Annotated in this window: 21 protein-coding genes; 13 read left to right on the forward strand and 8 right to left on the reverse strand. The window is 54.4% G+C overall.

Annotation, left to right across the window (positions count from 1 at the left end):
• Nucleotides 1-11 precede the first annotated feature (11 nt).
• Together CULFRC11_RS11290 and CULFRC11_RS03375 are read right to left on the reverse strand one after the other, a co-directional pair.
• Nucleotides 12-404 (reverse strand): hypothetical protein, encoded by a 393-nt coding sequence (locus CULFRC11_RS11290; protein ID WP_023635363.1) that lies wholly within the window; start codon nt 402-404, stop codon nt 12-14.
• Nucleotides 405-518: 114 nt separating this feature from the next.
• A complete protein-coding gene (locus tag CULFRC11_RS03375; protein WP_014836141.1) occupies nt 519-1,277 on the reverse strand; it encodes a 3'(2'),5'-bisphosphate nucleotidase CysQ in 759 nt (252 codons plus the stop codon).
• A gap of 205 nt (nt 1,278-1,482) precedes the next feature.
• Here CULFRC11_RS03375 and CULFRC11_RS03380 point away from each other — a divergent pair, with 205 nt between their 5' ends.
• A complete protein-coding gene (locus CULFRC11_RS03380; RefSeq protein WP_230478266.1) occupies nt 1,483-6,492 on the forward strand; it encodes an ATP-dependent helicase in 5,010 nt (1,669 codons plus the stop codon).
• A gap of 4 nt (nt 6,493-6,496) precedes the next feature.
• Here the strand turns inward: CULFRC11_RS03380 and CULFRC11_RS03385 are convergent, their stop codons facing one another.
• On the reverse strand, nt 6,497-7,123 hold the full coding sequence (locus tag CULFRC11_RS03385; protein WP_023635365.1) for a mismatch-specific DNA-glycosylase: 627 nt from the start codon (nt 7,121-7,123) through the stop codon (nt 6,497-6,499).
• Between the two features lie 72 nt (nt 7,124-7,195).
• On the opposite strand from CULFRC11_RS03385, the gene CULFRC11_RS03390 reads away from it, so the two are divergent.
• Nucleotides 7,196-8,017 carry a DNA-formamidopyrimidine glycosylase family protein gene (locus CULFRC11_RS03390; RefSeq protein ID WP_038620424.1) on the forward strand — a complete coding sequence of 274 codons (822 nt, stop codon included), beginning with the start codon at nt 7,196-7,198 and terminating at the stop codon, nt 8,015-8,017.
• Between the two features lie 42 nt (nt 8,018-8,059).
• The gene (locus tag CULFRC11_RS03395) at nt 8,060-8,473 is read left to right on the forward strand and encodes a YccF domain-containing protein (protein ID WP_023635367.1); all 414 of its coding nucleotides are present in this window, start codon (nt 8,060-8,062) and stop codon (nt 8,471-8,473) included.
• Between the two features lie 65 nt (nt 8,474-8,538).
• Here CULFRC11_RS03395 and pgi read toward each other — a convergent pair whose 3' ends face one another.
• Nucleotides 8,539-10,182, reverse strand: a complete 1,644-nt coding sequence (gene pgi, locus CULFRC11_RS03400; protein WP_023635368.1) for a glucose-6-phosphate isomerase — start codon at nt 10,180-10,182, stop codon at nt 8,539-8,541.
• Between the two features lie 179 nt (nt 10,183-10,361).
• Here pgi and CULFRC11_RS03405 point away from each other — a divergent pair, with 179 nt between their 5' ends.
• Nucleotides 10,362-11,849: an NAD-dependent succinate-semialdehyde dehydrogenase gene (locus CULFRC11_RS03405; protein ID WP_023635369.1), complete on the forward strand. Its 1,488-nt coding sequence runs from the start codon at nt 10,362-10,364 to the stop codon at nt 11,847-11,849.
• Between the two features lie 44 nt (nt 11,850-11,893).
• Here CULFRC11_RS03405 and CULFRC11_RS03410 read toward each other — a convergent pair whose 3' ends face one another.
• On the reverse strand, nt 11,894-12,196 hold the full coding sequence (locus CULFRC11_RS03410; protein ID WP_023635370.1) for a chorismate mutase: 303 nt from the start codon (nt 12,194-12,196) through the stop codon (nt 11,894-11,896).
• Between the two features lie 139 nt (nt 12,197-12,335).
• Here CULFRC11_RS03410 and pcrA point away from each other — a divergent pair, with 139 nt between their 5' ends.
• Nucleotides 12,336-14,903 carry a DNA helicase PcrA gene (pcrA, locus tag CULFRC11_RS03415; protein ID WP_023635371.1) on the forward strand — a complete coding sequence of 856 codons (2,568 nt, stop codon included), beginning with the start codon at nt 12,336-12,338 and terminating at the stop codon, nt 14,901-14,903.
• A gap of 115 nt (nt 14,904-15,018) precedes the next feature.
• On the opposite strand, the gene CULFRC11_RS03420 is transcribed toward pcrA, so the two are convergent.
• On the reverse strand, nt 15,019-15,732 hold the full coding sequence (locus tag CULFRC11_RS03420) for a M23 family metallopeptidase (RefSeq protein WP_038620427.1): 714 nt from the start codon (nt 15,730-15,732) through the stop codon (nt 15,019-15,021).
• A gap of 257 nt (nt 15,733-15,989) precedes the next feature.
• Here CULFRC11_RS03420 and CULFRC11_RS03425 point away from each other — a divergent pair, with 257 nt between their 5' ends.
• The 8 genes from CULFRC11_RS03425 (at nt 15,990) to CULFRC11_RS03460 (ending at nt 24,503) form a co-directional block, all read left to right on the forward strand.
• Complete coding sequence (locus CULFRC11_RS03425) at nt 15,990-17,720, forward strand: cell division protein PerM (RefSeq protein ID WP_023635372.1); 1,731 nt, start codon at nt 15,990-15,992, stop codon at nt 17,718-17,720.
• A 49-nt stretch (nt 17,721-17,769) separates the two neighbouring features.
• Entirely contained in the window at nt 17,770-18,396 is a 627-nt protein-coding gene (purN, locus tag CULFRC11_RS03430) for a phosphoribosylglycinamide formyltransferase (protein ID WP_038620430.1), read from the forward strand.
• The gene (gene purH, locus CULFRC11_RS03435) at nt 18,389-19,966 is read left to right on the forward strand and encodes a bifunctional phosphoribosylaminoimidazolecarboxamide formyltransferase/IMP cyclohydrolase (RefSeq protein WP_038620432.1); all 1,578 of its coding nucleotides are present in this window, start codon (nt 18,389-18,391) and stop codon (nt 19,964-19,966) included. The genes purN and purH overlap by 8 nt, the downstream gene beginning before the upstream one ends.
• A gap of 293 nt (nt 19,967-20,259) precedes the next feature.
• The gene (gene gluA, locus CULFRC11_RS03440; RefSeq protein WP_173578895.1) at nt 20,260-20,988 is read left to right on the forward strand and encodes a glutamate ABC transporter ATP-binding protein GluA; all 729 of its coding nucleotides are present in this window, start codon (nt 20,260-20,262) and stop codon (nt 20,986-20,988) included.
• Between the two features lie 46 nt (nt 20,989-21,034).
• Nucleotides 21,035-21,919, forward strand: a complete 885-nt coding sequence (locus CULFRC11_RS03445; protein ID WP_023635375.1) for a glutamate ABC transporter substrate-binding protein — start codon at nt 21,035-21,037, stop codon at nt 21,917-21,919.
• Nucleotides 21,920-21,954: 35 nt separating this feature from the next.
• A complete protein-coding gene (locus CULFRC11_RS03450) occupies nt 21,955-22,641 on the forward strand; it encodes an amino acid ABC transporter permease (protein ID WP_023635376.1) in 687 nt (228 codons plus the stop codon).
• Nucleotides 22,638-23,576 (forward strand): amino acid ABC transporter permease, encoded by a 939-nt coding sequence (locus CULFRC11_RS03455; protein ID WP_013911079.1) that lies wholly within the window; start codon nt 22,638-22,640, stop codon nt 23,574-23,576. Before CULFRC11_RS03450 ends, CULFRC11_RS03455 begins: the two co-directional genes overlap by 4 nt.
• Before the next feature lie 87 nt (nt 23,577-23,663).
• The gene (locus tag CULFRC11_RS03460; protein WP_031270134.1) at nt 23,664-24,503 is read left to right on the forward strand and encodes an HpcH/HpaI aldolase/citrate lyase family protein; all 840 of its coding nucleotides are present in this window, start codon (nt 23,664-23,666) and stop codon (nt 24,501-24,503) included.
• Nucleotides 24,504-24,560: 57 nt separating this feature from the next.
• On the opposite strand, the gene CULFRC11_RS03465 is transcribed toward CULFRC11_RS03460, so the two are convergent.
• Both CULFRC11_RS03465 and CULFRC11_RS03470 read right to left on the reverse strand, forming a co-directional pair.
• Complete coding sequence (locus tag CULFRC11_RS03465) at nt 24,561-25,244, reverse strand: TetR/AcrR family transcriptional regulator (protein ID WP_013911081.1); 684 nt, start codon at nt 25,242-25,244, stop codon at nt 24,561-24,563.
• Nucleotides 25,245-25,418: 174 nt separating this feature from the next.
• Nucleotides 25,419-26,315 (reverse strand): putative nucleotidyltransferase substrate binding domain-containing protein, encoded by an 897-nt coding sequence (locus tag CULFRC11_RS03470; protein WP_031270136.1) that lies wholly within the window; start codon nt 26,313-26,315, stop codon nt 25,419-25,421.
• Between the last annotated feature and the right edge of the window lie 115 nt (nt 26,316-26,430).

Here is a 26,430-nt window from a genome sequence, read left to right on the forward strand (position 1 = left end):
TGCTAGTGTTTTTACTCCGGTCGCGACATAAGCGTGAATCGAACCTGGCTGATAAATGACCGCGGGAATTCATCTTCATCCGCAAGCAGCATGTCTTCCCACAACCGAGAAACAGCTGTCCCTGGAGCAATCGGCTCGTCAATCGTGCCCAGCACCGTGGAGTAGCTGTACAAATCCCACTCATCTTCGTTGAAAGAGCCACCACTCTGGTTCCGTAAATCAAACAACAAGTTTTCGCGAACCAGAGCATTCGACTCGGGATATTCCATGTCAGCAACGAGATAAACTGTCGTGAATTCTTTGACACGTTCAACCCGCTCCAAATAACGGACGTAGCACTGAGGAAGATCATGCTTTCTGGCTAGGAAATAAGTCCTAGCCAGAGTTATCTCACCAGCTGTCATTTTGGGTTCCAGTTCGTGTTACAAGCTCCCGATGGGCGATATTTGTTTTGCGGATAGCTGTGCCGCTTGTGCGCATTACCAAACTTGAGTAATCCGAGTGGGAGGCAAAAGAAACTAGTACGAGCCGTTTTCCTCGCGGAAGGCGGCTGCCATGGAGAGGATGTCGTCGGCAAGCTCGGGGCGGCAGACGAGAACATCCGGCAGGTAGGTGTCCTTGTTGTTGTAGGTCAAGGGGGAGCCGTCGAGACGCGAGCAGTGCAGTCCTGCAGCAAGGCTGACTCCAACGGGGGCCGCAGAGTCCCATTCGTACTGGCCGCCGGCATGAATGTAGGCGTCGTAGTCGCCAAGAAGCACGTGCATGGCTTTTGCACCTGCAGAGCCGAGCGGCTCGGCGGTGAAACCTAGTTTTTCAGCGACGTGGGTGGCTACAGCAGGAGGGCGGTTGTGCGAGACTGCGATCTTCTTTGCGTAGGGGCCGCGCACCGCGCGAACCTCAGACGTGTGGAACACCACTCCCAAGTCGGGGAGGTTAACCGCAGCGTGGGTTGGTATGCCGTTTTCCACCAAAGCGATGTGCACAGCCCAGTCCTGACGCCCCGTAGCAAACTCTTTGGTTCCATCGAGCGGATCGATAATCCACACGCGATCTTTGCCTAGGCGCTCTGGGTTATCTGCGGCTTCTTCGGAAAGGAATCCATCATCGGGACGGTGCTGTTCCAGCACACGCGCAATCCAGTTTTGTGCCAGATCGTCTCCTGCGTCGCCTAGTTCACGTCCGCGCAAAAGACCTACGTTTCTTACCCCTTTGAGTATTTCGCCCGTTCCCTGGGCAAGTCGCTTGGTTAGGGTCGCGTCGTCAAAGTGAGCAGTCATGACTCTAAAGTTTAGTGGAGCGCGGGCGTTTCGCACTACTAGAACACCAGCGTATTGGTTTTGTGAGTTTTTTCATTGCTTCTTGCCCCCTCTTGCCTACGGGCTCAAGAAAAATCATCCGCGGAACAATAGGGACAACAGGAATAACCGCACCATAATGACGCCGTCGTCTCCTCATATGGTTCATACGGTGTTAAATAAGGGCATGTCGTCGGATGAACACCACGAGCAACCGCAGCCCGAGCAATCCCAGCCCCATCAACCGCAGACGCCTCGTGCTGCTGCCCATGAGGACTCTTCCTACGAGCGCTCTGAGGAACAAGCTCCGGTGCTGTCACGTTTTAACCCCCAGGTAGCAACGTGGTTTGCAGAGGTCTTTGCGGCTCCGACACCTGTACAAAAAGCTGCGTGGGAAAAGATTTCAGCCGGTGGAAACACCCTCATTGTTGCTCCAACTGGTTCTGGCAAAACACTCGCTGCGTTCTTGTGGGCGATCAATGGTTTGACCACGGCAGGTGGTCAAACCGTGGCTTTCCCTGCACCCCATAAGGGCTCTTCAGCGGACAAAGGCACGGGCCAAGGCGTCAAAGTGCTCTATATATCACCACTGAAGGCATTGGGGGTAGACGTAGAAAACAACCTTCGTGCACCACTTACCGGTATCAACCACGTAGCTGCCCGGTTAGGGCTGGACTATTCCGACATTAGTGTGGCAGTTCGTTCTGGGGATACCCCGGCGGCAGAACGCGCCAGGCAGGTGAGAAGACCCCCAGACATCCTGATTACTACCCCTGAGTCTGCGTATTTGATGCTGACGTCCAAAGCAGGGGCAATCCTGAAAAACGTTGAGACTGTCATCGTGGACGAGATCCATGCGGTGGCCGGAACAAAACGTGGAGCACACCTTTCTCTCACGTTAGAACGACTGGAACGCCTGGCAGGTCGACCCATCCAGCGAGTGGGCCTATCGGCAACAGTGCGTCCGATCAACGCAGTAGCGCACTTTTTAGCGGGAGACCGCCCCGTAGACATCGTGGATCCACCCGCAGAAAAGCAGTGGGATCTTACCGTCAGAGTGCCTATTCCAGACATGAGTGATGTGTCCATGGCACAGTCCGGTTCCGCCATCGGGGAAGCCGTATACGACGACCCCCGCAGTCTCGGATCCGCGCTATCGGAGACGGAACTTTTGTCAGAATCCGCCCTTCCTACGCAGGGATCGATATGGCCGTTTATTGAGGAACGCGTTTATCACGACGTGATGACGCATCGCTCCACGCTAATCTTTGTGAATTCCAGGAGGACTGCGGAACGGCTCACCAGCCGACTCAATGAGATTTACGCGCAAGAACACGACCCGGAATCACTTTCCCCGCAACTTCGCAGAACACCCGCGCAACTCATGAAGGCCAGTGACGTGGCGGGCCTAGCACCCACGATTATTGCGCGAGCACACCACGGGTCAGTCTCCAAAGATGAGCGAGCCTTGACCGAAAGAATGCTCAAAGAGGGCAGCCTGAAAGCCGTGGTAGCCACTAGCTCTCTTGAACTCGGCATCGACATGGGCGCCGTGGAACTTGTTGTCCAGGTGGAGTCCCCGCCCTCAGTTGCATCAGGGCTGCAACGAGTGGGGCGCGCCGGTCACATGGTGGGCGCTATTTCTGAAGGTGCTTTTTATCCGAAACACCGTGCCGACCTCATCCAAACGGCGGTGGTAGTGGGACGCATGGGTGAAGGCGCGATCGAGGAATTGAAGGTCCCTAGGAATGCACTTGATGTGCTGTTACAGCAGACCGTAGCAGCGGTATCCGTGGAAGACCTTGACGTAGAAGAATGGTATGCCACTGTTGTACGTGCGTATCCCTATCGGGATTTATCACGAGCGGTGTTCGACGCAGTCATCGATTTAGCAAGTGGCGTGTATCCGTCGACAGACTTCGCAGAGCTGAAACCACGCATTGTCTTTGATCGCATCACCGGCACATTGACTGCGCGTCCCGGAGCTCAGCGGGTAGCGGTCACAAGTGGCGGAACTATCCCAGATCGGGGCATGTTTGGTGTCTTCCTCGCCGGCTCGACGGGGGCCGACTCTGCCCCCAGGCGAGTAGGAGAACTCGACGAGGAGATGGTGTACGAGTCGCGGGTGGGCGACGTGTTTACACTGGGCGCTTCCAGTTGGAGGATTGAGGAGATTACGCGCGACCAAGTGCTGGTGATTCCCGCGCCGGGCCACACCGGGAGGCTGCCTTTTTGGACAGGAGACCAAGCTGGACGTCCTGCGGAATTAGGTAAAGCGCTGGGGGAGTTTCGCCGTAGGATTGTGGGGCGTCGTCACGCTTTAGCAGGCAGCGAACAAGATCGCAGTGACGATCTTGTAGAACTGGAAGAACTCGGACTCGACGCGTTTGCTCGTCAGAATCTTCTACAGTTTTTACGCGAGCAAGAGGAAGCCACGGGGATTGTGCCCGATGAAAAGACACTGGTGCTGGAGCGCTTTCGTGACGAGCTCGGCGACTGGAGAATCGTCTTACACACTCCTTATGGCAGGGGAGTCAATGCTGCGTGGGCGCTTGCTGTAGGCGCGAGAATATCTGAGCGCACAGGCATGGATGCACAGGCGGTGGCCTCCGATGACGGCATAGTATTACGTCTCCCGGAATCCGACGAGGAACCTGGAGCCGATCTCTTTGTGATCGACGCGGATGATATTGAAGCAATAGTTGCCGAACAAGTGGGCAACTCCGCGCTGTTTGCCTCCAGATTCCGAGAGTGCGCTGCTCGCGCATTATTGCTACCTCGACGTAACCCCGGTAAGCGTGCACCTTTATGGCAGCAACGCCAGCGCGCCGCGCAGCTTCTCGACGTCGCCCGCAAATACCCATCCTTCCCCATTATTTTGGAGACCGTCCGAGAGTGCCTCCAGGATGTGTATGATCTGCCAGCCTTGGTCGAGCTCTTGCAAGAAATCCAGCAACGGCGGATACGAATCGCAGAGGTGACTACGTCTCAGCCCAGCCCATTCGCTTCCTCCATACTCTTTAACTACACGGGCGCCTTTATGTATGAGGGAGACAGTCCGCTTGCAGAAAAGCGTGCTGCTGCCTTGGCCTTAGACCCCGCGTTGCTTGCCAGCCTCCTAGGCACCGTGGAATTACGTGACCTCTTAGACCCAGAGATCATCGCGGAAGTACATGACATCATGCAGCGTAAAGCCCCACACCGTAGGGCGAGGACCGCAGAAGAACTCATTGATACTCTTCGCGTTGTAGGCCCCGTGCCCGTGACAGATCTTCCAGAGATTACTGATCCTCCGATGACTCTGGAATACGTCATGGAGCAGCTGCGTGGGCGAGTGATGGAAGTACGAATAGCCGGAGTCGAGCACCTGGCTCAGACTCTGGATGCGCCCCTGTTACGAGACGCATTGGGCATACCCATCCCACCAGGTGTTGCCGCGCAGGTGGAGACAATCACCGATGCATTGGAACAAATAGTCTCGCGATGGGCACGGGTGCGAGGACCTTTTACCCTCATGGACGTTCAGCACTGCCTCGGGTTGGCCGCGGGGATCGCGCATGGGGTCGTCGAAAAGCTATGTACGCAATCCAAGCTCGTAGCAGGGCGTTTTAGGCAAGGCAGCGATGCTCCGGAGTATGTTGCCACTGAGGTTTTAAAAATCATCAGGGCCCGATCCCTGGCTGCGGTGAGGGAACAGACCCAACCGGTGAGCCATGCCACGTTTGGACGTTTCCTCCCTGAATGGCAGCATGTTGCGCCAGTAGGAGAAACCCCGGAGCTCTCTGGGGCGGACGGAGTATTTAACGCGGTAGAACAACTCGCGGGCGTGCGACTACCAGCTTCTGCGTGGGAGACATTGGTGTTGCCGCAACGGGTTCGAAACTACTCGCCGCTAGATCTTGACGAGCTCACGAATAACGGTGAGATTATCGTTGTCGGCGCCGGACGCGCCGGTGCACATGATCCGTGGGTGATGCTTCTTCCTAGCGATTACGCGGCAGAGTTGATTCCCCACGCGGAGGCGGCGACGCTATCCGAGACTCAACACAAGGTCATGACGCTGCTGTCTCGCGGTGGCGGGTTCCTTTTTGCCGATATCCACCGGGAAACTGCGGCAGATCTTGGACTCTCCTCGGATCAGTCGTCTGCTGCGGAGCTTGGTGCCGCTTTATGGGAGCTTTTTGAGGCTGGGCTAGTCAGCCCGGACGGGTTTGCACCGATTCGTGCACGACTTGCGGCGAATTCGGGAACAAAGACCGCGCATAGAGCCCAAAGACGACCCAATCGCAGTCGACTACGGATGGGGCGCACAGGCTTTGCGCATGCCCATAGACCAGCCCAACCGCCGGATGTGGTGGGACGCTGGTCCGCAACTATGGCAGCGGATGACAACGCCACAGCCAGGTCGGTTGCACACGGTGAGGCGTGGTTGGATCGATATGGCGTGGTTACCCGCGGCGCCGTTGTATCAGAGGACGTTGTTGGCGGTTTTGCCCTTGCTTATAAAGTGCTCTCTGGTTTCGAGGAATCCGGGAAAGCAATGCGCGGCTACATCGTGGAGGGACTGGGGGCTGCTCAGTTTTCCACGCCGGCGGTGATTGACCGGCTTCGCGGGCTATCCGATACCCCTGATGTTGCAGGCTGGCCTTCTGGCACCCGCTCGCCGAACGCATATGTGCTTGCCGCGGCAGATCCCGCCAACCCTTATGGGGCGGCGTTACCGTGGCCGGAGCAGGGGCCGACACGTGCGGCTGGTGCCATCGTTGTGCTCATCGACGGCCTCCTCGCCGCGCACCTTACGCGAGGTGGACGAAGCCTCACGTTGTGTGCACCGCCCACAGGAATCGAACAGCAAGAGTTCTTAAGTATCGTTCTCGACGCGCTTGCAGAGTCGGTACGGGCAGGCAGGATTCAGCCGCTAGTTGTAGAAAAAATAAATGGAGTGGCGGTCTTGCGATCACCCGAACTAGAGCTGCTAAGAGCACTGGGCGCTGGCGTGACACCCCGTGGGTTGCGGATAGCAGGTGGCTTAAATAACCAGAGTCACACACGTAGAGGGCGCAGCCTTGCATCTGCATTGGACGAGTTAGACTCCTCGGACTCTGCAGACATAGCAGGCTCAGGAGACCCACGGTCTGGGAGAGAACACCATACAAAGCCTCCTCATCGTGGCTTTAGATCTGGTGGATACCGCTAGCAGCTTAGCTGTGTGGTGGAGTGGTGGAATCCCATACCGCCCGCCATTGAGCTGCAAGCGAGTTAATCGTCTCATGGGCGTTAAGTCCGCTGGGTTGGGGGACAACCCACAAAGATACGTCCTTGGGCCATCCCTTAATCGTCTCTGTGTCTTGTAGACCTAGCACGGCTTTCTTCATTCCAAAGGCTGTACGAAAAGCCGTAATACCGGCCACTGCTACGGCTTGGGGTCGCAGCTCACACGCCAACTCGATGACGCGATGCGCGCCAGCTATCAGCTCGTCTTTTTCTAGTTCATCCGCGCGAGCAGTAGCGCGTGGGACCAGATTGGTCATAGCGATGCCGAGCTCATAAAGGGTCTGTTCTTGGGCATCACTCATGCCCTCGGATACGTCGAAAGCTGGAGACACGATTCCGGCTTTGTCTAAAGAAGGCCAGAATCTATTGCCGGGATAAGCAAAAGGGGCATCGACTGCAGCAGTCCACAGACCTGGATTGACCCCGACGATCAGCAACCGGAGCTCAGTACCGGGAGGAGGGAACCTGTCCGACACCGGTTTGTCTTTAAAATCGGCAAGCTCCGAGCGCTTAGGTCGGCGACCATCAAGGGGAGAAGGATGCGCAGTACTCATGGTGTCCGTTGTACCTGATAACGATTCATACGGTTGACGCAGCGGCAGGTACATCATGGCTACAATGCTGCTATGCCTGAAGGAGATTCCGTCTACCAGCTAGCCCGTCGGCTGAGTTTTATGGAAAGCCGAAAGGTTCTGGGAACCAGCATACGAGTGCCACAGTATGCTCTTGCCACCTTTACTGGGAGCACAGTGGAACGCGTATGGCCCTATGGGAAACACCTGTTTATGCAGATAGGGGAAGAGATCCTCCACACCCATCTGAAAATGGAGGGAACGTGGGCGGTGCACCTGAAAGGTGATCGGTGGACCAAACCCGCTCATACAGCTCGCGTGCAACTGCTGTTGGACGGAACACCGCATGAAGACCCGATTGAGGTGGTGGGCTTTTCTCTGGGATTTGTCCGCATTTTTCCCACATCCCATTATCCCGATGTCATCGCACATCTGGGCCCTGATGTACTGGGAGCTGATTGGGAATCCACAGGATACAACGAAGCTCGGCGACGGATACTCTCGGCTCCTGACCGTGCCATCGGGTTAGCCTTACTCGACCAAAGAAACCTGGCAGGAATAGGCAACGAGTACCGGGCGGAAATCTGTTTTCTCTGCGGAGTGCACCCTGCCACCCCGGTACGCGACACCGACGTAGATCGCATACTGACTATGGCACGTCGTCTTATGTGGGCGAACCGACTTTCCCCAGTTCGAGTCACAACAGGCATCAAACGTCCAGGGGAGACGACCTATGTGTTTGGGCGTAATCACAAGCCGTGTCGGCGATGCGGTACCCGGATTCTCCAGAGCACGCTTGTCGACGACCCCTCTGTAGAATTAGAGCGCATTATATGGTGGTGCCCGCACTGCCAGCCCTTTTATCCTGAACCCTAAACGCCCAAGCGTCCTTATTCAGAATTGATTAAGGTGGGGACTATGCGGCTTATACTTAATCTTCTCTGGCTTATTACTGGCGGTATCTGGTTGGCTCTTGGATACATACTCTTTGGCGCCATCGCGTGTATTTTCATCGTGACGATCCCCGCGGGCGTCGCTAGCTTCCGGATGGCTGAGTACGCGTTGTGGCCATTTGGTAGAACTGTGGTGAAGTCTACGAGCAGTTCCAACCCCCTCGCCGGCGTGAGTAACGTGATTTGGTTCCTCGTCGCGGGGCTCTGGCTCGCACTGGGGCATTTGACCACTGCAGTGGGGCAAGCGCTCACCATCATTGGTATTCCGCTTGCTATCGCGAATATCAAGATGATCCCTGTTACCTGCTTCCCCTTTGGCAAGAAGATCGTTGATAGCGACGCGATTCCCTTTGGCTACGAACCCATGGTGAAGATGTAAATAAACCTCATAAGCCCTGCACACTGCGTATGAGCAAGCACTGTGCAGGGCTTTGCTATGCCACGTTAATTGCGGTGAGCGCGGTACCAGCCGATGAGCTCGTCGGTAGAGGAATCTCCCGACTGTATGTCGCTATCTCCGGCTACTGCTGGCGCAAGGTCGTTGGCCTGTTGCTTGCCCAGCTCTACGCCCCACTGATCAAAAGAGTTGATATCCCAGATCACGCCTTGGACAAAGACGATGTGCTCGTACAAAGCGATAAGCGCACCGAGAACTGCCGGGGTGAGCTCTTCTGCCAGGATCGTTGTTGTGGGGCGATTACCTGGCATGACTTTGTGGGCGACGAGTTCTGCTGGAACGCCCTCGGCCGCAATTTCCTCGGCAGTCTTGCCAAAGGCCAGGACCTTGGTTTGAGCAAAGAAGTTGCTCATCAGCAAGTCATGCATGGAGCCTTCGCCGGTTGCCGTTGGAAGGTCCTGCTTGGGACGGGCAAAACCGATGAAGTCGGCGGGAACGAGCTTGGTTCCTTGGTGAATAAGCTGGAAGAACGCATGCTGGCCGTTAGTGCCTGGCTCTCCCCAGTAGATCTCTCCGGTCTCGGTAGAAACTGGAGAACCATCGCGGCGGACAGACTTGCCGTTGGACTCCATCGTGAGCTGCTGTAGGTAGGCCGGGAATCGGCCGAGATCCTGAGAATAGGGGAGTACAGCGTGGGTCTCTGCGCCAAAGAAATCGTTGTAGAAAATTCCGAGCAGACCCATGAGCACCGGGATGTTCTCGTGGAAGTCCGCAGTGCGGAAATGCTCGTCCATAGCGTGGAAGCCTTCGAGGAAGCGCATGAAGTCCATGGGGCCGATAACAGCCATCAGGGACAACCCAATGGCGGAGTCGACGGAGTAACGACCTCCCACCCAGTTCCAGAAGCCGAACATGTTCTTGGTGTCAATGCCAAACTCGGCAACCTTTTCTGCATTCGTAGACACAGCAACAAAGTGCTTTGCTACTGCCGATTGGTCACCGCCAGCGGCTTCAAGCAGCCAACGTTTTGCAGCATGAGCGTTGGCTAGGGTTTCTTGGGTGGTGAAGGTCTTTGAAGCGACGATGAACAGGGTGGACTCTGGGTCACATTCATCAAGAACTGAATGCATATCTGCAGGGTCTACGTTGGAGACAAACTTGGCAGAAATTCCTGCGGTTGCGTAAGTACGCAGGGCTTTGGTTGCCATGGCCGGACCCAAGTCCGATCCGCCGATGCCGATATTCACTACCGTCTTGATCGTGTGGTTGCTGTAGCCGCGCCATGCGCCACTGCGCAGTGCTGTTGCAAGATCGCGCATGCGGCCCAGCACCTCGTGGACGTCGGCTGCCACGTCTTGATCGTCGACCACTAAATCAGCCTCGACAGGAATCCTCAGTGCAGTATGGAGGACCGCACGGTCTTCCGTGTTGTTTATATGCTCTCCCGAGAACATGGCTTTAATGCGCTCGTGCAAATGCGCAGCCTTGGCGGTTTTTACAAACGCCTCGACGGTGTTGTCGTCTAGGAAGTTCTTGGAAAGGTCAACATGCAAACCGGCGGCGTCAAAGCTAAATTTCCGTGCACGGTCTGCGTCGGCAGCAAAAAGCTCTCGCAGCGACGTGGAAGCCGCTGTTTTATGGCATTGGGAAAGCTCGGTCCACTCTGGGGTAGCGGTGATATCGAAGGACATGGTTTGCTCCGTTCTTTTTGGCTTTATACGAGACCGTGACCGAGCGGGCAATAATCTGTGTCCGCTCGGAAAGTTACACACTCTCAACGGTATCTAAACTACCCCGAACATGTCTTCTGTCTTAGGGCAGCGTTGGTCACATCATGGCGAGAACGTCTGAATAAGCGCATAGTGGAGGCATGAGTGATGGTTCAAAAGAGAAAAAGACTATGCAGATGAGGCTGCCAGAGGGCGTACCCACGCAGATCTTTCTCGGCGGCGAGTTCACCGATGGACATGAAGGAGAAACCTTTGAGGTCCTTAATCCGTCCGATGGGAGCATCCTGGCGCGGGTGGCGTCGGCAAGCAAACACGATGCGGAGGAAGCCCTGAATAAAGCAGCAGCGGCGCAACCGCTGTGGGCAGCAACCTCGGCGCGCGAACGCTCAGACATCTTGTGGAATGCCTACAAAGCCCTCCTGGACAATTCGGAAAAACTAGCTGTGATCCAATCACTAGAGTTAGGCCGTGCATTGCCCGATTCTCGCGCGGAGGTCACCTACGCGGCGGAGTTTTTCCGATGGTTCGCAGAGGAAGCAGTGAGGGTACGCGGAGATTATCGGCATAGTCCCACAGGAAATGCCCGATTGATTGTGCATCAACAACCGGTGGGGGTGTCTTTGGCAATTACGCCGTGGAATTTCCCCTTGGCAATGGGAACTCGCAAGCTGGGACCTGCGTTGGCAGCCGGGTGCACAATGATTCTCAAGCCCGCGTCTAAGACTCCCTTGAGCATGCTTTATCTGGCACGCCTCCTCAAAGAAGCGGGTCTTCCGGAGGGCGTGGTTTCTGTTTTGCCCACGGCGGATTCTTCGGTGATCTCAGATATGCTGGACGATCCTAGGGTGCGCAAACTCACATTCACAGGGTCAACTGAGGTCGGGCAAAAGCTCGCGGCACGCGCTGCTCAGCACTCTATGAAAGTGTCCTTGGAGCTTGGCGGAAACGCGCCGTATGTGGTGCTGGCAGACGCAGACATCTCTGTTGCTGCCCAAGCTGTAGCAACCGCTAAGATGCGCGGTGCTGGACAAGTCTGCATCGCCGCTAACAGGTTCCTGGTGCATGAGTCGATTAAAGACGAGTTCCTGCACCGAGTCGTTGAGATCATGAAGTCCTTTACCCAAGGTCCCGCGACACAAGAAGGCGTGGATTTTGGTGCGCTTTCCGGCGAAGATCAGCTAGAAAAGGTCACTATGCTTGTCGACGACGCCCTCGCCCACGGCGCTACTCGGGTTCTAGGGGAGTCGCTGCCGGCAGGGCTTCCGGAGGGCGGCTTCTACTACCCAGCGACAGTGCTGGAGAATATTTCTCCGGATGCCCGTATCGCTCACGAAGAAATATTCGGCCCTGTGGTTGCCATCTCCACGTTCCAGGATGATGAAGAAGCCATAGCAATGGCCAATGACACGCCCTTCGGGCTAGCCGCATATGTGTTCAGCGAACAGATAACGCATGCGTTGAGTATCGCTGAGCGTATTGAAGCCGGCATGGTGGGCGTTAACAAAGGCGGGATCTCAGACCCATCAGCGCCCTTTGGCGGAGTCAAAGAATCCGGTGTAGGAAGAGAAGGCGGTTTCGAGGGAATCCACGAATTCCTTGAGCCAAAGTTAATTGCTTTGCCGCTTTAATCTCGTCGCAGACGCAATGACTCCAACGCGCTCCCTACTCAGGCTTAGCCGAGTCTGCCTCGACCGAGTCTGAGCAGGATAGCGGCGAGAGCTGGCCCCTCCTCGCCGATTTCCGCACGGAACTGGTTAATGATGGCTACTTCCCTGGTATGTACCAGCCGAGTACCTCCAGAACCCATGCGGGTCTTCCCGATGGCTCGAGAGATTTCTGTGCGGCGCTTAACCGCTGCAAGAATCTCTTTGTCTAAGCGGTCGATCTCCGTGCGGTATTGCTGGATTTCCGCATCGGAAAGGGGATCGTCGGTGCCCGTGGGGGTTCGTACCTTAAAGTTTTTCTCAGAATTCATGGAGATATTGTGCCACGGATGCACGTACTGGGGATAGGAAAACCAGAGAAAAACAAGAGAAGGATGATTTTCCCTGCTAGTAGCCTGAAAATAGTCACCGCAGTGGCGATGTCACAGCAACGTTGTAGGTTTGATAGCGATGAATAACTCGGACAATTTTCCTACACAAGAAGGTTTTGACTTCGGCGATTGGGCCGGTGAGTGGGCCACCTCCACAAAGACACCAGCTGAGTCGTCTCCGTTTAGCACTCAAGCCCAGAGCCCTGCAGCAAATCAGTCTCCGGCTCAAACAACGGACAAGCCTGCCGCCAGCTTGTCTGAGACCAGCGTGCCTGTGATGGCTGATGATCTCGTGCAGGGACTTAATCCACAGCAACAGCAGGCAGTAGAACACAGCGGATCACCGCTTCTTATCGTGGCTGGTGCAGGTTCTGGCAAGACAGCAGTGCTCACACGTCGTATCGCTTATCTCATGCGCATACGGGGCGTACAGCCAGGACAGATCCTAGCTATTACGTTTACCAATAAAGCTGCGGCTGAGATGCGAGAGCGCGTGGCTCACCTTGTGGGGCCAATCGCCAACAGAATGTGGGTGTCTACCTTCCACTCCACCTGCGTACGCATCTTGCGGGAACAAGCCCAGTTGGTCGCTGGATTAAATACCAACTTCACTATCTATGACTCGGATGATTCGAAGCGCTTGCTTGCGATGATCTCCAAGGACATGAACTTAGACATCAAGAAGTTCACACCGCGGTTATTGGGGGCGGGAATCTCCAACCTCAAAAATGAGCTGATTTCTCCCGAGACCGCAGTCGCAGAAGCCGAAAGTACAAAGAACCCGTATGAGACAACGGTAGCTGCCGTGTACGTCGAGTACCAGCGACGTTTAAGGCAAGCAAATGCCGTCGATTTTGATGACCTCATCGGAGAGACCGTCCGTATTTTCCAAGAGCACCCACAAGTGACCGAGTACTACAGGCGCAGATTCCGCCATGTGCTTATCGACGAATACCAGGACACTAACCACGCGCAATACGCACTCATTCATGAGTTGGTAGGCAAAGGCCCAACGGCCAGCGAACTATGCGTTGTCGGAGACTCAGATCAGTCCATTTACGCCTTCCGTGGCGCGACTATCCGCAATATTGAGGAATTTGAGCGAGATTATCCCGATGCCACGACTGTGCTCTTGGAACAGAATTACCGGTCAACGCAGACGATTCTCAACGCAGCTAACTCGGTGATCTCCCAAAACGAGAACCGAAGAAAAAAGAAACTGTGGACAGCCCTAGGCAGCGGAGAACCCATCGCCGGATATGTTGCGGATAACGAGCATGATGAGGCTCGTTTTATTGCCCAAGAAATAGACGCGCTCGCGGATAAAGGGGTGGATTACAGCGACATAGCCATCATGTATCGCACAAATAACTCATCTCGTGCAGTGGAAGACGTATTTATGCGTTCTGGTATCCCTTATAAAGTTGTGGGGGGAACCCGCTTCTACGAGCGCAAAGAGATTCGGGATGTCATCGCCTACCTACGGTTACTGGATAACCCGGAGGACACAGTCTCTCTCCGCAGGATTATCAACACTCCACGCCGAGGCATCGGCGACAAAGCGGTAGCGTTCCTCACTTTGCATTCAGAGAACCAAGGTGTGAGCTTCCAACAAGCGCTTATCGACGCTGCCGCAGGGCAGATAAGCCTTTTAGGGGCACGCGGGCGCAATGCGATTTCCGGGTTTGTGGACATGATGGCTGGGTTGCGGGCCGGTGCAGCCGAATCCGTCAATGAGATCACCGGAATGCCGGATATTGGTGATGTGATTTCTCAGATACTTGATATCACAGGATATAAAGCGGAGCTGGAAAAGAGTAACGATCCACAAGACGGCGCACGGTTGGACAACCTTAATGAGCTTGTCTCTGTCGCACGAGAATTTTCCTCGGAAGCAGCCAACCAGGTGGCTTATACCAAGATGGACGGCGGTGAACTCGAAGACTTAGGGGGCCAAGGAGAACCAGAACCGGGTAGTTTGCAGGCCTTCCTAGAGCGGGTCTCCCTTGTGGCTGATGCCGACCAAATTCCTGATAACGAGCAAGGATTGGTCACCCTTATGACGCTGCACACGGCCAAGGGGCTGGAGTTTCCGGTGGTCTTCCTTATGGGATGGGAAGATGGCCAATTCCCGCATCTGCGTGCGCTTGGGGATCCCAAAGAGCTCGCGGAGGAACGCCGGCTTGCTTATGTAGGAATAACACGGGCACGCAAGACCCTTTACATCACCCGAGCTATGCTGCGTTCTTCTTGGGGGAATCCCGTAACTAACCCGGCATCGAGGTTCCTGACGGAAATCCCCGAGGATCTTCTTGACTGGCGGCGCGAAGAACCAGAAAACTCTTTCGACTCATGGGGTCAGCCTTCCTGGGGGAGGAACACAGGTTTTGCTTCTGCACGCGGCGACTCGTGGGGATCGCCGCGGTATGGTGCTACTCCGAAGCCTAAGAAGACAATGCCAAACTATACAAAGAACAGCGATCTTTCGTTGGTTGTCGGAGACCGAGTGAACCACGATAAATATGGTCTGGGCACCGTAACCAAGGTTGATAAAGGTAGTCCCGCGGATTCCGTAACTATTGATTTTGGTTCTTCTGGAACAGTACGGCTTATGCTGATCGGCTCAGTTCCGATGGAAAAGCTTTAAACGGTGAGAAACACCAGCCTTTGGTCCTTCCGAGGCTGGTGTTTTATTAGCTTCTTAGGAGAGTCTGCACAAGATAAAACAAAACCGGATAGGAGAGAACTCCTATCCGGGGGCTTTATACGCTTATGCCTTTTTCATTGAGCCAGGGTACTGGGTCTACGGCAGCGCCACCGCCGGGGTGAACCTCAAAGTGGAGGTGCACGCCTGTGGAGAAGCCGCGGTTACCCATTCCAGCGATCTGATCACCGGCTGCGACAGTCTGGCCAGTTGAGACGTTGATGGTCTCTACGTGGCCGTACACAGTGACTGTGCCGTCGTTATGACGTACTCGAACCCACTGTCCGTAGCCGGACGCTGGGCCTGCATCAATGACTACACCATCCATGATGGAGTAAATCGGGGTGTGCATTGCGTTAGCAATATCAATACCTGCGTGGAGAGTGCCCCAGCGCATGCCGTAGGGGGAAGTAAGTGTTCCAGAAGCGGGGGAGTGCACAACAATTTTAGGCTTGCGTGCTTCTTCGTCTGCAAGAGCACGTTCTTCGTTGTAGTTGATAGCCTTTGTTAGCTGATCGGAGAGATTGGTGTTTGGTTTGAACTCTTGGATCGCCAGAATCTGGGGAGCAGAGTCACCAACTTTAGCGGAAGTATCTGCAGTGAGCTTGAAATCAGCGGTGTCAGTGTGGGAAGTGGTGTGAGCTAGTGCAGCACCCGTAGCGCCGGCAGTGGAGACAGCTCCGGTGGCCAGGGCAACGAAAGCAACTCGACCTTTTGCCTGAGAAGTTTGCTTGCGATGCTTGCCACTGACAACGTGCTGTGTCTGCTGCATGAGGCTTACTCCCTTTGACTATGTTTCTGAAGTTCATCTCGCCGCCGAATCGTTACTTCGGTAACGCTTTTGTGATCAACTTGTTATGTTCCGAGGGGTAACGATAGCGGTTTATAACAGTACGAGCAAGCTGTTTGGCCAATATTAGGGATAAATCATGAAAAGAAGTTGCTCGAACGCCTCGCCAATTGACTTAAGTAACACTAATTAACAGGAGATGATGAGGGATATCGCGTCGTGCCGAGACCAAAACTTGGATGTTACGTGGCACAGTTAATGGAATGAGTAAGAAGACGAGTCCTAACGCGAGACCATCGCGGCGACCTCGTTCGCGCCCTGTCTCTATAGGTGGCAGAGGAGATGAACGAAGCGGGCAGCTATCCCGTGGCGGTCAGCGTAAAGCGTCTGACACTGCATCTGCGCCGGAGAAAACAACGTTTGCTGCGAGCCTCCGTTCGCTGCTACCAACTGTGCTCATTCCCAACGTGATAGTGCTTATTGCGATCATTATCTTTTCTTTGATCGTGCTCATCGCAACCTCTACGCCCATGGCGGCGATGCCCGCTACAGTAGCTGAGACATGGCTGGCACTTAATCTAGCCCCAGTGTCTGGTCGAGGAATCTCTTTATCGTTGCTTCCTATACTCCCGGCGATCGGAGTAGTGACGCTGGTCGCCCGACGCGTCTATAAAGCAGTTAAAGATCGGATCAGTCTGCATGATCTACTGATCCTTTTTTGTGGGGCTTTGGCAATACCTGCTCTTATCACCCTTACGGCGTGTGCCATGTTGTGGGATGCCTCTTCGGTTTTTGATGTGGCTTCGCCCAACGTTTTTGCGGCGGTAGGAACAGCTATTCTGTTGCATGCTTGTGCCTTCATGATCGGAATGGGAACGCGTCTCTGGAGAGCGCTGGCGCGCCGTTATGGGGTGCCCTTGTGGGTTGTCGATTCAGTACTGCTGGCGGTGCGAGCCGTAGGCTATCTGCTTTTGGCGGCTTTTATTGTTTTTCTCGTTTCACTGGCCGTGCATTATCGAGCGTTCTTGGAATCGCTTCAGGGGTATTCGACTGCCGGCATAGTCGGGGTGATGGTCGTTTCACTTGCATATCTTCCTAATGCGATTGTTTCTTCTTTGGCGATTATCGTTGGTTCCTCGATGGAGTTAGGACGAGGCTCTGTCTCTCTTTTCGCTGCAACTCTTGTTCCTACTCCGCCTGTGCCAGTGTTTGCTGCATTGCCAGCATCGATGGCGCCGGCTGTTATGGCAGTAGTACTTGTTCCTCTCATCGCAGTCTCTCTAGCGTTGTGGAACCGAGTCAGCGATTTCTTGAATGCAGTGACAATCACGGTTGCCGCAGGAATTGGAACCTTAGTTCTTTCCTTTTTTGCAGGCGGATGCTTGGGTGTTTACGGCTATGTGGGGCCACTGATGTGGCTCACTCCGCTTATGGTCATGGTGGTAGTTGGCGTGGTGTCTCTGACGGTAGTGACCTTTGAGCGCTATAAGGAAAGCCGTAACAGCGCAAAAATCCTTGGTAGTACACACTCTGTTGCAGATCCAGCCTTTGAGGCTCCTGTGGCGGCCGCTAGTGCGCTAGGACAGGCACATGAAGGTGAGACTGAGGATGTCGCAGATGAAGAAGCGGAGTCGGGGCACAGGGAACAATCTGATGAAGAATCCACAACGGAGGAACAAGAACAGGTAGAAAGCTCTCCTGAGGAGGTTGCAGATGAGCCTTATGAGCTCAGCGCAGAGGGGCTCGATTCCGCTGAAATTTTAGAGGAAGCCGAGATGCGCGCGGCGGCTATGGAAGCGAATGGAGAACAGGAGCCGGAGGCTAAGGAATCAATGGCCGAAGGGAAAGAAGAATCAGCAGAAAGCGCCGATGCTCATGATATCCACGATCCTGAGGATCTCGAGGTCGTAGAGGATGAGGAAAGCGTTGAAACTGAGGCTCGACCGGAAAAAGAAAAGGATGAAGCCTAAAAAACGGGGGTGACGTCTATATGAGCTGTTTCCGGCTAACATTGTTTCGGTGACCAATGAAACGCGTTTAAAAACTGACTATAAGTCAGCCGCTTTACCGATAGTCGTCATGGCCTCCGGCTCGGGGACGCTCTTACAATCAATCATCGATCATCAGGGGGCTTACGAGGTTGTGGGAGTGGTCGCAGATGTGCCGTGTCCCGCAATCACTCGCGCGGAATCCGCAGGAATCCCTGCGGAAGTGGTCTCGTATGCCTCCGGAGACGATCGTGAAGCATGGAATGCGTTGCTTGCGGCGGCCGTCGAGAAGCATGCTCCGGCTCTCGTCGTTTCTGCCGGATTTATGCGGATTCTAGGGAAAACCTTTTTGGAGAAGTTTCCGGGGCGGATTATCAACACCCATCCAGCGTTGTTGCCGGCTTTCCCTGGCGCCCATGCTGTGCGCGATGCATTGGCATATGGTGTGAAAGTAACCGGTTCTACCGTGCATTTTGTTGATGAAGGTGTGGATACTGGAAAGATTATTGCTCAGGTCCCCGTATCTGTAGAGCCGGGGGAGAGTGAAGCCCACCTGCATGAAAGAATCAAACATGTGGAGCGTAAACTCATTGTGTCCGTGTTGAACTCCGCCACAACGGAGCAAAAATCAGAAGAGGTTTTCTTCACATATGAGTGATGACCGCAAGCAGATCAAACGTGCTTTGATAAGTGTTTATGATAAGACTGGACTCGAAGAACTCGCCCATGCGCTGAACCAAGCTGGCGTAGAGATTGTGTCTACAGGATCGACCGCGGCCACAATCGCGAAGCAGGGAATCCCTGTCACTCCCGTGGAAGACCTCACCGGTTTCCCTGAGTGCCTTGAGGGGCGCGTTAAGACGCTTCACCCTAAAATTCATGCAGGTATCTTGGCTGATACCCGTAAAGACGACCACCTCGCCCAGCTCGATGAACTGGGCGTTTCTCTATTTCAATTGGTGGTAGTGAACCTCTATCCGTTTACCCAGACGGTAGCTTCTGGTGCTGATTTTGACGCGTGCGTGGAGCAAATCGACATCGGGGGTCCCTCGATGGTGCGCGCGGCAGCCAAGAATCACCCCTCTGTTGCCGTTGTCGTTTCTCCTGAGCGCTACGCGGCGGTAGCTGAGGCTATCCAGGCCGGCGGCTTTACTCGGGCAGAACGTACGGAGCTTGCTGTCGACGCTTTCCGCCACACCGCTTCCTATGACGTTGCGGTTGCTACGTGGATGGGGGAACAAATCGCGGATGACTCGGAGGAGTACGCTCCGTGGATCGGCGCCTCCTACTCACGGGCGAATGTCTTGCGTTACGGTGAGAATCCGCATCAGTCAGCGGCACTTTATGTGGATCCGAACGCTCCTGCAGGTCTGGCTCAGGCAGAGCAGCTGCATGGCAAGGAGATGAGCTACAACAACTACACCGACTCGGATGCTGCGTGGCGTGCCGCATGGGACCATGAGCGCCCCTGCGTTGCCATCATCAAGCATGCTAACCCTTGTGGCATCGCAGTGTCGGACGCATCTATCGCAGAAGCTCACCGACTAGCCCATGCATGCGACCCGGTGTCGGCCTTCGGTGGCGTTATCGCTTCTAACCGTGAAGTATCCGTGGACATGGCGCAGCAGGTTTCGGAAATCTTCACCGAGGTGATTATTGCCCCTGCGTATGAAGACGGAGCCGTGGAGCTTCTCTCCCAGAAGAAAAACATCCGCATTCTTGTCGCACCAGAACCGCCGCAGGAGCAGGAAGAACAGCGTCAGATCTCCGGTGGCTTGTTGGTTCAGCGTCGAGATCTCGTGGATGCTGAGGGAGATGCCCCGGAAAAATGGACACTTGTTGCAGGTGAAGCCGCTAGCCCTGAGCTGCTTGCAGACCTGGAATTTGCGTGGCGCACCGTTCGCGCGGTCAAGTCTAACGCCATCCTCCTAGCAAAGGATGGGGCAACTGTCGGCGTGGGCATGGGTCAGGTTAACCGCGTTGATGCAGCTAAACTGGCTGTTGAGCGGGCTAATAGCTTGGCTGGAGAACAGCAGCGCGCTCAGGGAGCCGTTGCTGCCTCGGATGCGTTCTTCCCCTTCGCGGATGGTTTTGAAGTCCTTGCGCGCGCCGGTGTAAAAGCGGTAGTGCAGCCTGGCGGTTCCATTCGTGATGCTGAGGTTATTCAGGCCGCAGAGAAAGCCGGAGTGACAATGTATGTGACGGGTGCTCGCCACTTTGCGCATTAAAAACTAGAGCGAACACCGGCCTTGCGGGCATCTATATGGGGGAGATAGATGTCAGTGCAAGGCCGGCTTTGCGTTTGCGGATAAATGTGGGAAGCGTGAAGGGGAGTCTCTTGCACATGTGACTGCCATCACCCTTTTTGGGGTGGGTGAAAGTTTGATTCTGTGCAAGTAGTTGCAGTGTGTGGGGGTTTTGTTCATGCGTCCGCAAAGCTGAGAATATTCCCCTCTAGGAAAGTTGACCTAGGTCATTTACTCTTCTCGCTATGACTCAGAACACAGTCGAGCGTGGCTTGATGGTATCCATGCGGGGAGTGAACAAGTACTTTGATGACTTTCACGCTCTGCAGGACATCAATCTTGACGTGCCCAGAGGGCAAGTCGTGGTGGTCCTAGGTCCCTCAGGCTCTGGAAAATCAACGCTCTGTCGCACCATCAACCGGCTTGAAACCATCGATAGCGGAGAAATTTTTATCGATGGGCACAAACTACCGGAAGAAGGAAAACAGCTCGCAAAGTTGCGCTCCGAGGTCGGAATGGTGTTCCAACAATTCAACCTTTTCCCTCACAAGACGATCCGCGAGAATGTCACGCTTGGCCCGGTCAACGTGAAAAAGATGGCTAAAAAAGACGCAAGCTCGTTGGCGATGCAGCTACTGGAACGCGTAGGAATTGCCAACCAAGCGGATAAATTCCCGGCTCAGCTTTCTGGCGGGCAACAGCAGCGCGTCGCTATCGCAAGAGCACTTGCAATGAAGCCAAAAGTCATGCTTTTCGACGAACCCACCTCAGCCTTGGACCCCGAGATGGTTAACGAGGTTCTCGATGTTATGGCTGATCTTGCGCGTGAGGGAATGACAATGATCTGTGTTACCCACGAGATGGGTTTTGCCCGAAAGGCCGCAGATCGAGTGCTTTTTATGGCAGACGGTCGCATCGTGGAGGATTCAGACCCGGAATCCTTCTTTGCCTCCCCGCAATCGGATCGAGCGAAGGATTTTCTTGGGAAAATCCTGTCCCATTAAACCTCTCGAGACCTTATATATCCCTCTAGTTTTAAGGAAAGAAACAATGACACGCACGAACACTCGCATCATCGGAACCACAGTTGCAGCCACGTTGGCGCTTACTACTCTCTCGGCATGTGGCGGTAGTAGCGAAAGCGATGGTGCTGGCCTTCTGAGCCATATTGAATCTGGGAAGGTCACTCTGGGAACCAAGTTTGATCAGCCCGGTTTGGGCATCAAAGAATCAAATGGGGAGATGTCTGGACTCGATGTAGATATCGCCCAGTACGTGGTCAATCACATTGCTGACGCCAAGGGCTGGAAGCACCCAGACGTGGAATGGCGAGAGACGCCCTCTGCACAGCGCGAGACTCTCATCCAGAACGGGGAAGTAGACCTTATTGCGGCCACGTACTCGATTAACAAGAGTCGCGCAGAGTCCGTGAACTTTGGTGGCCCATACCTGCTTACTCATCAGGCATTGTTGGTGCGAAAAGACGACTCCGGGATTAAAGAAGTAAAAGACCTAGAACACGGCAAGATCCTCTGTTCGGTCTCGGGCTCCACGCCTGCTCAAAAGGTGAAGGAATCACTGCCGGGCGTGCAGCTCCAGGAATACGACACCTATTCTTCCTGTGTTGAGGCCTTGCGCCAGGGCAACGTGGATGCGCTGACCACTGACGCAACAATCCTCAATGGCTATTCCCAGCAAAACGAGGGATCCTTCAAGGTCGTAGAGATGTTTAAGGACGATGGCACCCCGTATACGGACGAGCACTACGGCATCGGTCTGAAAAAAGACGATACGGAAGCTACCAAGGCCGTGAACGAGGCCCTGGATCAGCTTAATTCTTCTGGCGAATTTGAAAAGTTAGTCAAGAAGAACCTCGGGGATGCTGCCGCAGGCGTGACATCCGGTAAGCCTGGCGACCTCACGTTTATCAAGTAACGATCCTTTTTCCTTGACCAGGAAGGCATAACCTCATGGACGCCATGTGGTCCCAGCTAGGGCCTGCTATTCTCCCCGCATTTTGGGTCACCATTAAGCTCACAGTGCTCGCAGCCATTGGAGCGATGGTGGGTGGGACCCTACTCACCGCTATGCGGGTGTCGCCCGTGCGTATTCTCCGCACGCTGGCCACACTGTACGTAAATACAGTGCGCAATACCCCTCTGACTTTGGTCGTGCTCTTCTGTTCTTTCGGGCTCTACCAAACTCTTGGATTGTCACTGGCTAGTAGAGGAAGCGCAACCTTTTTGGCTGATAACAACTTCCGGTTAGCTACGTTGGGCTTCATTCTCTATACCTCGGCATTTGTCTCTGAATGCTTGCGTTCGGGAATAAATACGGTTGATTTTGGGCAAGCGGAAGCTGCACGATCACTAGGGCTGAGTTTCTCTCAGACCTTTAACAAGATTGTTTTCCCTCAAGCTATCCGGGCGGCGATTGTGCCGTTGGGAAATACTTTGATTGCGTTGACCAAAAACACCACGATTGCGTCGGTGATTGGGGTAGGAGAGGCCTCGCTGCTTATGAAAGAGGTCATTGAAAACCACGCAAGCCAGCTCTTTGTGATCTTTGGGTGCTTTGCTTTAGGTTTCATGGCTCTTACTCTGCCCATGGGATACTTCCTCGGCGCGTTATCTACCCGTATGGCGGTGAAAAGATGAGTGTTCGCGCGACAGTGCTTTACGACGCCCCAGGGCCCAACGCTTTACGCAGAAACGCGATATATACGGTTCTTACGGTTGTAGTAGCTATCGTTCTTATCGGCTGGGTGTTGTTTGCTTTGCACTCTAAAGGGCAGCTCGATGCCGTGAAGTGGACTCCTTTTACGGATGCTAGGACCTGGAATACGTATTTGATTCCCGGACTCGTGGGAACGCTGAAATCAGCATTGTCTTCTGTGATTCTCGCGGTAGTTTTAGGCGTCCTTCTTGGCCTGGGACGGCTCTCCGGGAGTCGAGTGCTCCGATGGATATGCGCAGCGATAGTGGAATTTTTCCGGGCGGTGCCAGTGCTGCTGTTGATTATCTTTAGCTATCAAGCACTTGCCGTGTACAAAGTGGTTCCGCCGCGAGAGTTGGCGTTTACCGCAGTGGTGTTCAGCTTGACTATGTACAACGGAGCCGTCATCGCAGAAATCCTGCGAGCCGGGATCCGCGCCCTTCCTAGGGGACAAACTGAGGCTGCTCAGGCACTGGGCTTAAGCCACCGACAGACGATGCGGAAGATTCTCTTGCCACAGGCGGTCGCTGCAATGCTTCCGGCACTTATTGCTCAGGCCGTGATTGCACTTAAAGACTCCGCATTGGGATATCAGATTGGTTATGTAGAGATTGTTCGTCAGGGTATTCAGTCATCGGCAACTAATAGGAATTATTTGCCGTCGTTGATAGTGGTTGCGGTTCTTATGATCCTTATCAACTATTCCCTGACGGTGCTGGCAGAACGCGTTGAACGGCAACTCCGTGCGGGCCGGGCACGTCGTAATATCTTGGCCAAAGTTCCGGAACATCCGCACCAGGGACTCACTACCAAGGACAACGCCTATGTGGATTGGCACGACCCAGATCATCAGGAGATCAAGAATCCAGCCGAATAAGAGCTAGTGAAGGCTTGGAGAACTGTGCCTCATATCAAGCAGCATTTGGCCAGCAAGACCTTGAGCAAGGCGGTAGCCTCAGTACTTATGCGTACTGATTCTCTCAAGCTTGCTGGCCCCGCTATTCTTTTTGCCCCGGCTGATCGTGCAGAAATTATTCCTAAGGCTGCACAACGCGCGGATTTAGTGATCCTTGATCTAGAAGACGGCGCGGGGGACGTTAATAGGGAATCCGCATACCAAAATATTAGAAATGCACACCTTGACCCTACGACCACGTTTGTCCGGGTCGTAGGGCCTTCCGATGACCACTATGGTCAGGACATCGCTTTTGTTCGGGAGACAGAATATCGCAATATAATCGTGCCCAAGGTTGGGACGCGCTTGCCGGAGAACCTAGACGGCTTTAACGTCGTCCCTATCATTGAGACTCCCGCGGCGTTGGTCAATATTCAGCACTTTGCTGAGCATCCGCTTGTCGTGGGGCTTTATTGGGGGGCTGACGACTTAACAATAGGACTCGGGGGAGCATATTCGCGGCAGCGTAGCGACGAATCCACTCCCGGGCGTTACAGAGAAACCATGGCGTATGCGCGTTCGCAGACTCTGATTCATGCTGCTGCTGCCGGAAAGTGGGCAATGGATGCGGTGTATCAGGATTTTTCTGATGAAGACGGACTCTACCTAGAAGCTTTGGACTCCGCACGGATGGGGTTCGCTCTCTATCCCTGTATTCATCCTCGACAGGTGGACGTAGTACGGCGGGCCTTTTATCCGGGAGAAGAACAAATTACGTGGGCGCAACGGATTGTGGAGGAGTCCAGCCGACATTCCGGGGCATTTAAACTCGACGGGGAAATGGTGGATACTCCGTTGATTACCTTGGCCTTTAATCTGCTTAACCGCATCAAAGGCGCTGCCACATAATGCTAAGAGTAAAGGCGCCGGAGGGATGACCCACTGGCGCCTTGAGGAAGAGAATTTCTAAGCTTCAGAATGTTTTTTATCCACTGCAGCTAAGAGCTCCAGGGTACGTTCTATGCGATCCGCAGGGAGCTCGGCTCCTACGACTGCCAGGGCGGCGTCGGCAAGCATAATCGCCAGAGGCGGCAAACTATCGTCTTTGAGCGGCTCGGGGACAACACCGTTATTTGGTCGCATCTCAATGACTGACATCGCAATATGGAAGGGGAGATCAACTCGAGGATCATCGGAGCCAGCGATTTCCGCGGCGATATCGTGGAATACTTGTCGCAATTGGGTGCGCTGTGCGTGGTACTCCGAGAACTCAGGTGATGCCGCAACGGGGAGCTGATAAAGCCTGCCTACGTTCCACCGTGTAGACAGCAACAGCCGGCACTCGGCAGCAGTCAGCGCCCATAAGCGTAGCGGTGCGGGTACCTCGGCCTCACCTAGATCTGCCGCTAATGCAGTGGAGGGCTCAACTGTGGAGTTCAGCAGGGTGAGAAAGATTTCAGTTTTAGAAGGAAAGTGGTAATACAAAGAGGCTTGACGGATACCGACCGCGTCTGCAATCTGATGAGTGGAAGTGGTAGCAAATCCTTGGACAGTAAAAAGCTCCGACGAGGCATCCAAAATCTCTTCGCGTGCCGTACTGCCACGGCGACGCGGACTATTTTTCCGAGGGCGTCCAACAGCTCCTGCCATGTGATTACCCACTCTCCTTCCTTTTCCCTTGACTCTGCGTCTCTGCGGCACAGAACCAACAGGTTAGTTTATACACTAAGCCGAAAATAAACCTAGTGGCATAACTGATTCTGGCTAGTTTATTTTTGGTAGAGGATGCTCACAGAGCCTTAAGACCTTTCTAGCATGCAAAAACTAGACTAGTTGCACATTGTGGTCTGCGGCGAGCGCGCGAGCTACATCTGCGACCATTCGAGAAGAAGCTCCGAAAATGCTGCGCTGAATAGCCGGGAGACTATCCACCGTTGCTTTATGAGAATGCACGCGATCAGTCCACCGCCTGAACTGAAGGTCAAGGCCGCTTTCCCATGCTTGACGGAGGAAATCTGCTTGGGTTTGAGACAAGAATCCAGCTTCTACACCAGCATTGATGCGACGGCGGGTGGAGAAATCTGTAGAGCCTGCGGCAACACCTGCCCAACGCGCAATGGCAATGATGGGATATAAGAGGTCTTGCCGTACGTCGACAGGTGCATCTTTGTCAGGGAGCCCCTCGTGGAGGCGTAGCGCTGGTGGACGCTGGTTGATGGCGTCGATAAGCAAAAGCTTGTGGTCTGCGTGGGCGATAACTTCTTGCAAACACCAGGATCCCGCGTCTGCAAAAAGTGCTAGTTCCGGGCCGTCTGCGTTGGAGATCATTCCTAGCCATTCGCTCTTAGTGCGGGGCTGAATTCCAAAACGGGTGTGCTCGGTAACTAGGCCGACATCGGCGAGCAGGGAGTCGAGTGCTGTCGTAGAGACTTCAGCAGGGCCAACAGTCAGCCACTTGATTGGGGAGGATGGGAGTGCGTCGCCACGTCCGATAGCGCCAGTGAGAATAATCTCGGCGCCTCCAGTGATTTCTGCTATTCCCTCGCTGTGAAGGACATCGGAGACAAGCCGGGAGAACCATTCGACGAGGGCTTGCGGCCGTTCACCGTGCGCCACTGCGTTACGCACTAGATCTTGGCTTTCCGTTAACACGCCTCGTGCTGTAGGTGTGTCAGCGCATTGTGGCGCTAACTCGGAAAGCTCGGTTAATGACTCGTGCAACAAGGGGCCTCCCAACATGTAAGAACTACACAACTAAAATACCAGCTGCAAGCTTTACGACGTTCTTGGGCAGAACTTCCTAGCAATGGTATCGGCTTTTTCCGTGCTAGAGACC

The organism is Corynebacterium ulcerans, assembly GCF_000767685.1.
Taxonomy (GTDB): domain Bacteria; phylum Actinomycetota; class Actinomycetes; order Mycobacteriales; family Mycobacteriaceae; genus Corynebacterium; species Corynebacterium ulcerans.

Excerpts from the sequence above, each read along its gene's own strand:
- CULFRC11_RS11290 (WP_023635363.1), bottom strand. The coding sequence starts at position 404 with ATGACAGCTGGTGAGATAACTCTGGCTAGGACTTATTTCCTAGCCAGA.
- CULFRC11_RS03375 (WP_014836141.1), bottom strand. The coding sequence starts at position 1,277 with ATGACTGCTCACTTTGACGACGCGACCCTAACCAAGCGACTTGCCCAG.
- CULFRC11_RS03380 (WP_230478266.1), top strand. The coding sequence starts at position 1,483 with ATGTCGTCGGATGAACACCACGAGCAACCGCAGCCCGAGCAATCCCAG.
- CULFRC11_RS03385 (WP_023635365.1), bottom strand. The coding sequence starts at position 7,123 with ATGAGTACTGCGCATCCTTCTCCCCTTGATGGTCGCCGACCTAAGCGC.
- CULFRC11_RS03390 (WP_038620424.1), top strand. The coding sequence starts at position 7,196 with ATGCCTGAAGGAGATTCCGTCTACCAGCTAGCCCGTCGGCTGAGTTTT.
- CULFRC11_RS03395 (WP_023635367.1), top strand. The coding sequence starts at position 8,060 with ATGCGGCTTATACTTAATCTTCTCTGGCTTATTACTGGCGGTATCTGG.
- pgi (WP_023635368.1), bottom strand. The coding sequence starts at position 10,182 with ATGTCCTTCGATATCACCGCTACCCCAGAGTGGACCGAGCTTTCCCAA.
- CULFRC11_RS03405 (WP_023635369.1), top strand. The coding sequence starts at position 10,362 with ATGAGTGATGGTTCAAAAGAGAAAAAGACTATGCAGATGAGGCTGCCA.
- CULFRC11_RS03410 (WP_023635370.1), bottom strand. The coding sequence starts at position 12,196 with ATGAATTCTGAGAAAAACTTTAAGGTACGAACCCCCACGGGCACCGAC.
- pcrA (WP_023635371.1), top strand. The coding sequence starts at position 12,336 with ATGAATAACTCGGACAATTTTCCTACACAAGAAGGTTTTGACTTCGGC.
- CULFRC11_RS03420 (WP_038620427.1), bottom strand. The coding sequence starts at position 15,732 with ATGCAGCAGACACAGCACGTTGTCAGTGGCAAGCATCGCAAGCAAACT.
- CULFRC11_RS03425 (WP_023635372.1), top strand. The coding sequence starts at position 15,990 with ATGTTACGTGGCACAGTTAATGGAATGAGTAAGAAGACGAGTCCTAAC.
- purH (WP_038620432.1), top strand. The coding sequence starts at position 18,389 with ATGAGTGATGACCGCAAGCAGATCAAACGTGCTTTGATAAGTGTTTAT.
- gluA (WP_173578895.1), top strand. The coding sequence starts at position 20,260 with ATGGTATCCATGCGGGGAGTGAACAAGTACTTTGATGACTTTCACGCT.
- CULFRC11_RS03445 (WP_023635375.1), top strand. The coding sequence starts at position 21,035 with ATGACACGCACGAACACTCGCATCATCGGAACCACAGTTGCAGCCACG.
- CULFRC11_RS03450 (WP_023635376.1), top strand. The coding sequence starts at position 21,955 with ATGGACGCCATGTGGTCCCAGCTAGGGCCTGCTATTCTCCCCGCATTT.
- CULFRC11_RS03455 (WP_013911079.1), top strand. The coding sequence starts at position 22,638 with ATGAGTGTTCGCGCGACAGTGCTTTACGACGCCCCAGGGCCCAACGCT.
- CULFRC11_RS03460 (WP_031270134.1), top strand. The coding sequence starts at position 23,664 with ATGCGTACTGATTCTCTCAAGCTTGCTGGCCCCGCTATTCTTTTTGCC.
- CULFRC11_RS03465 (WP_013911081.1), bottom strand. The coding sequence starts at position 25,244 with ATGGCAGGAGCTGTTGGACGCCCTCGGAAAAATAGTCCGCGTCGCCGT.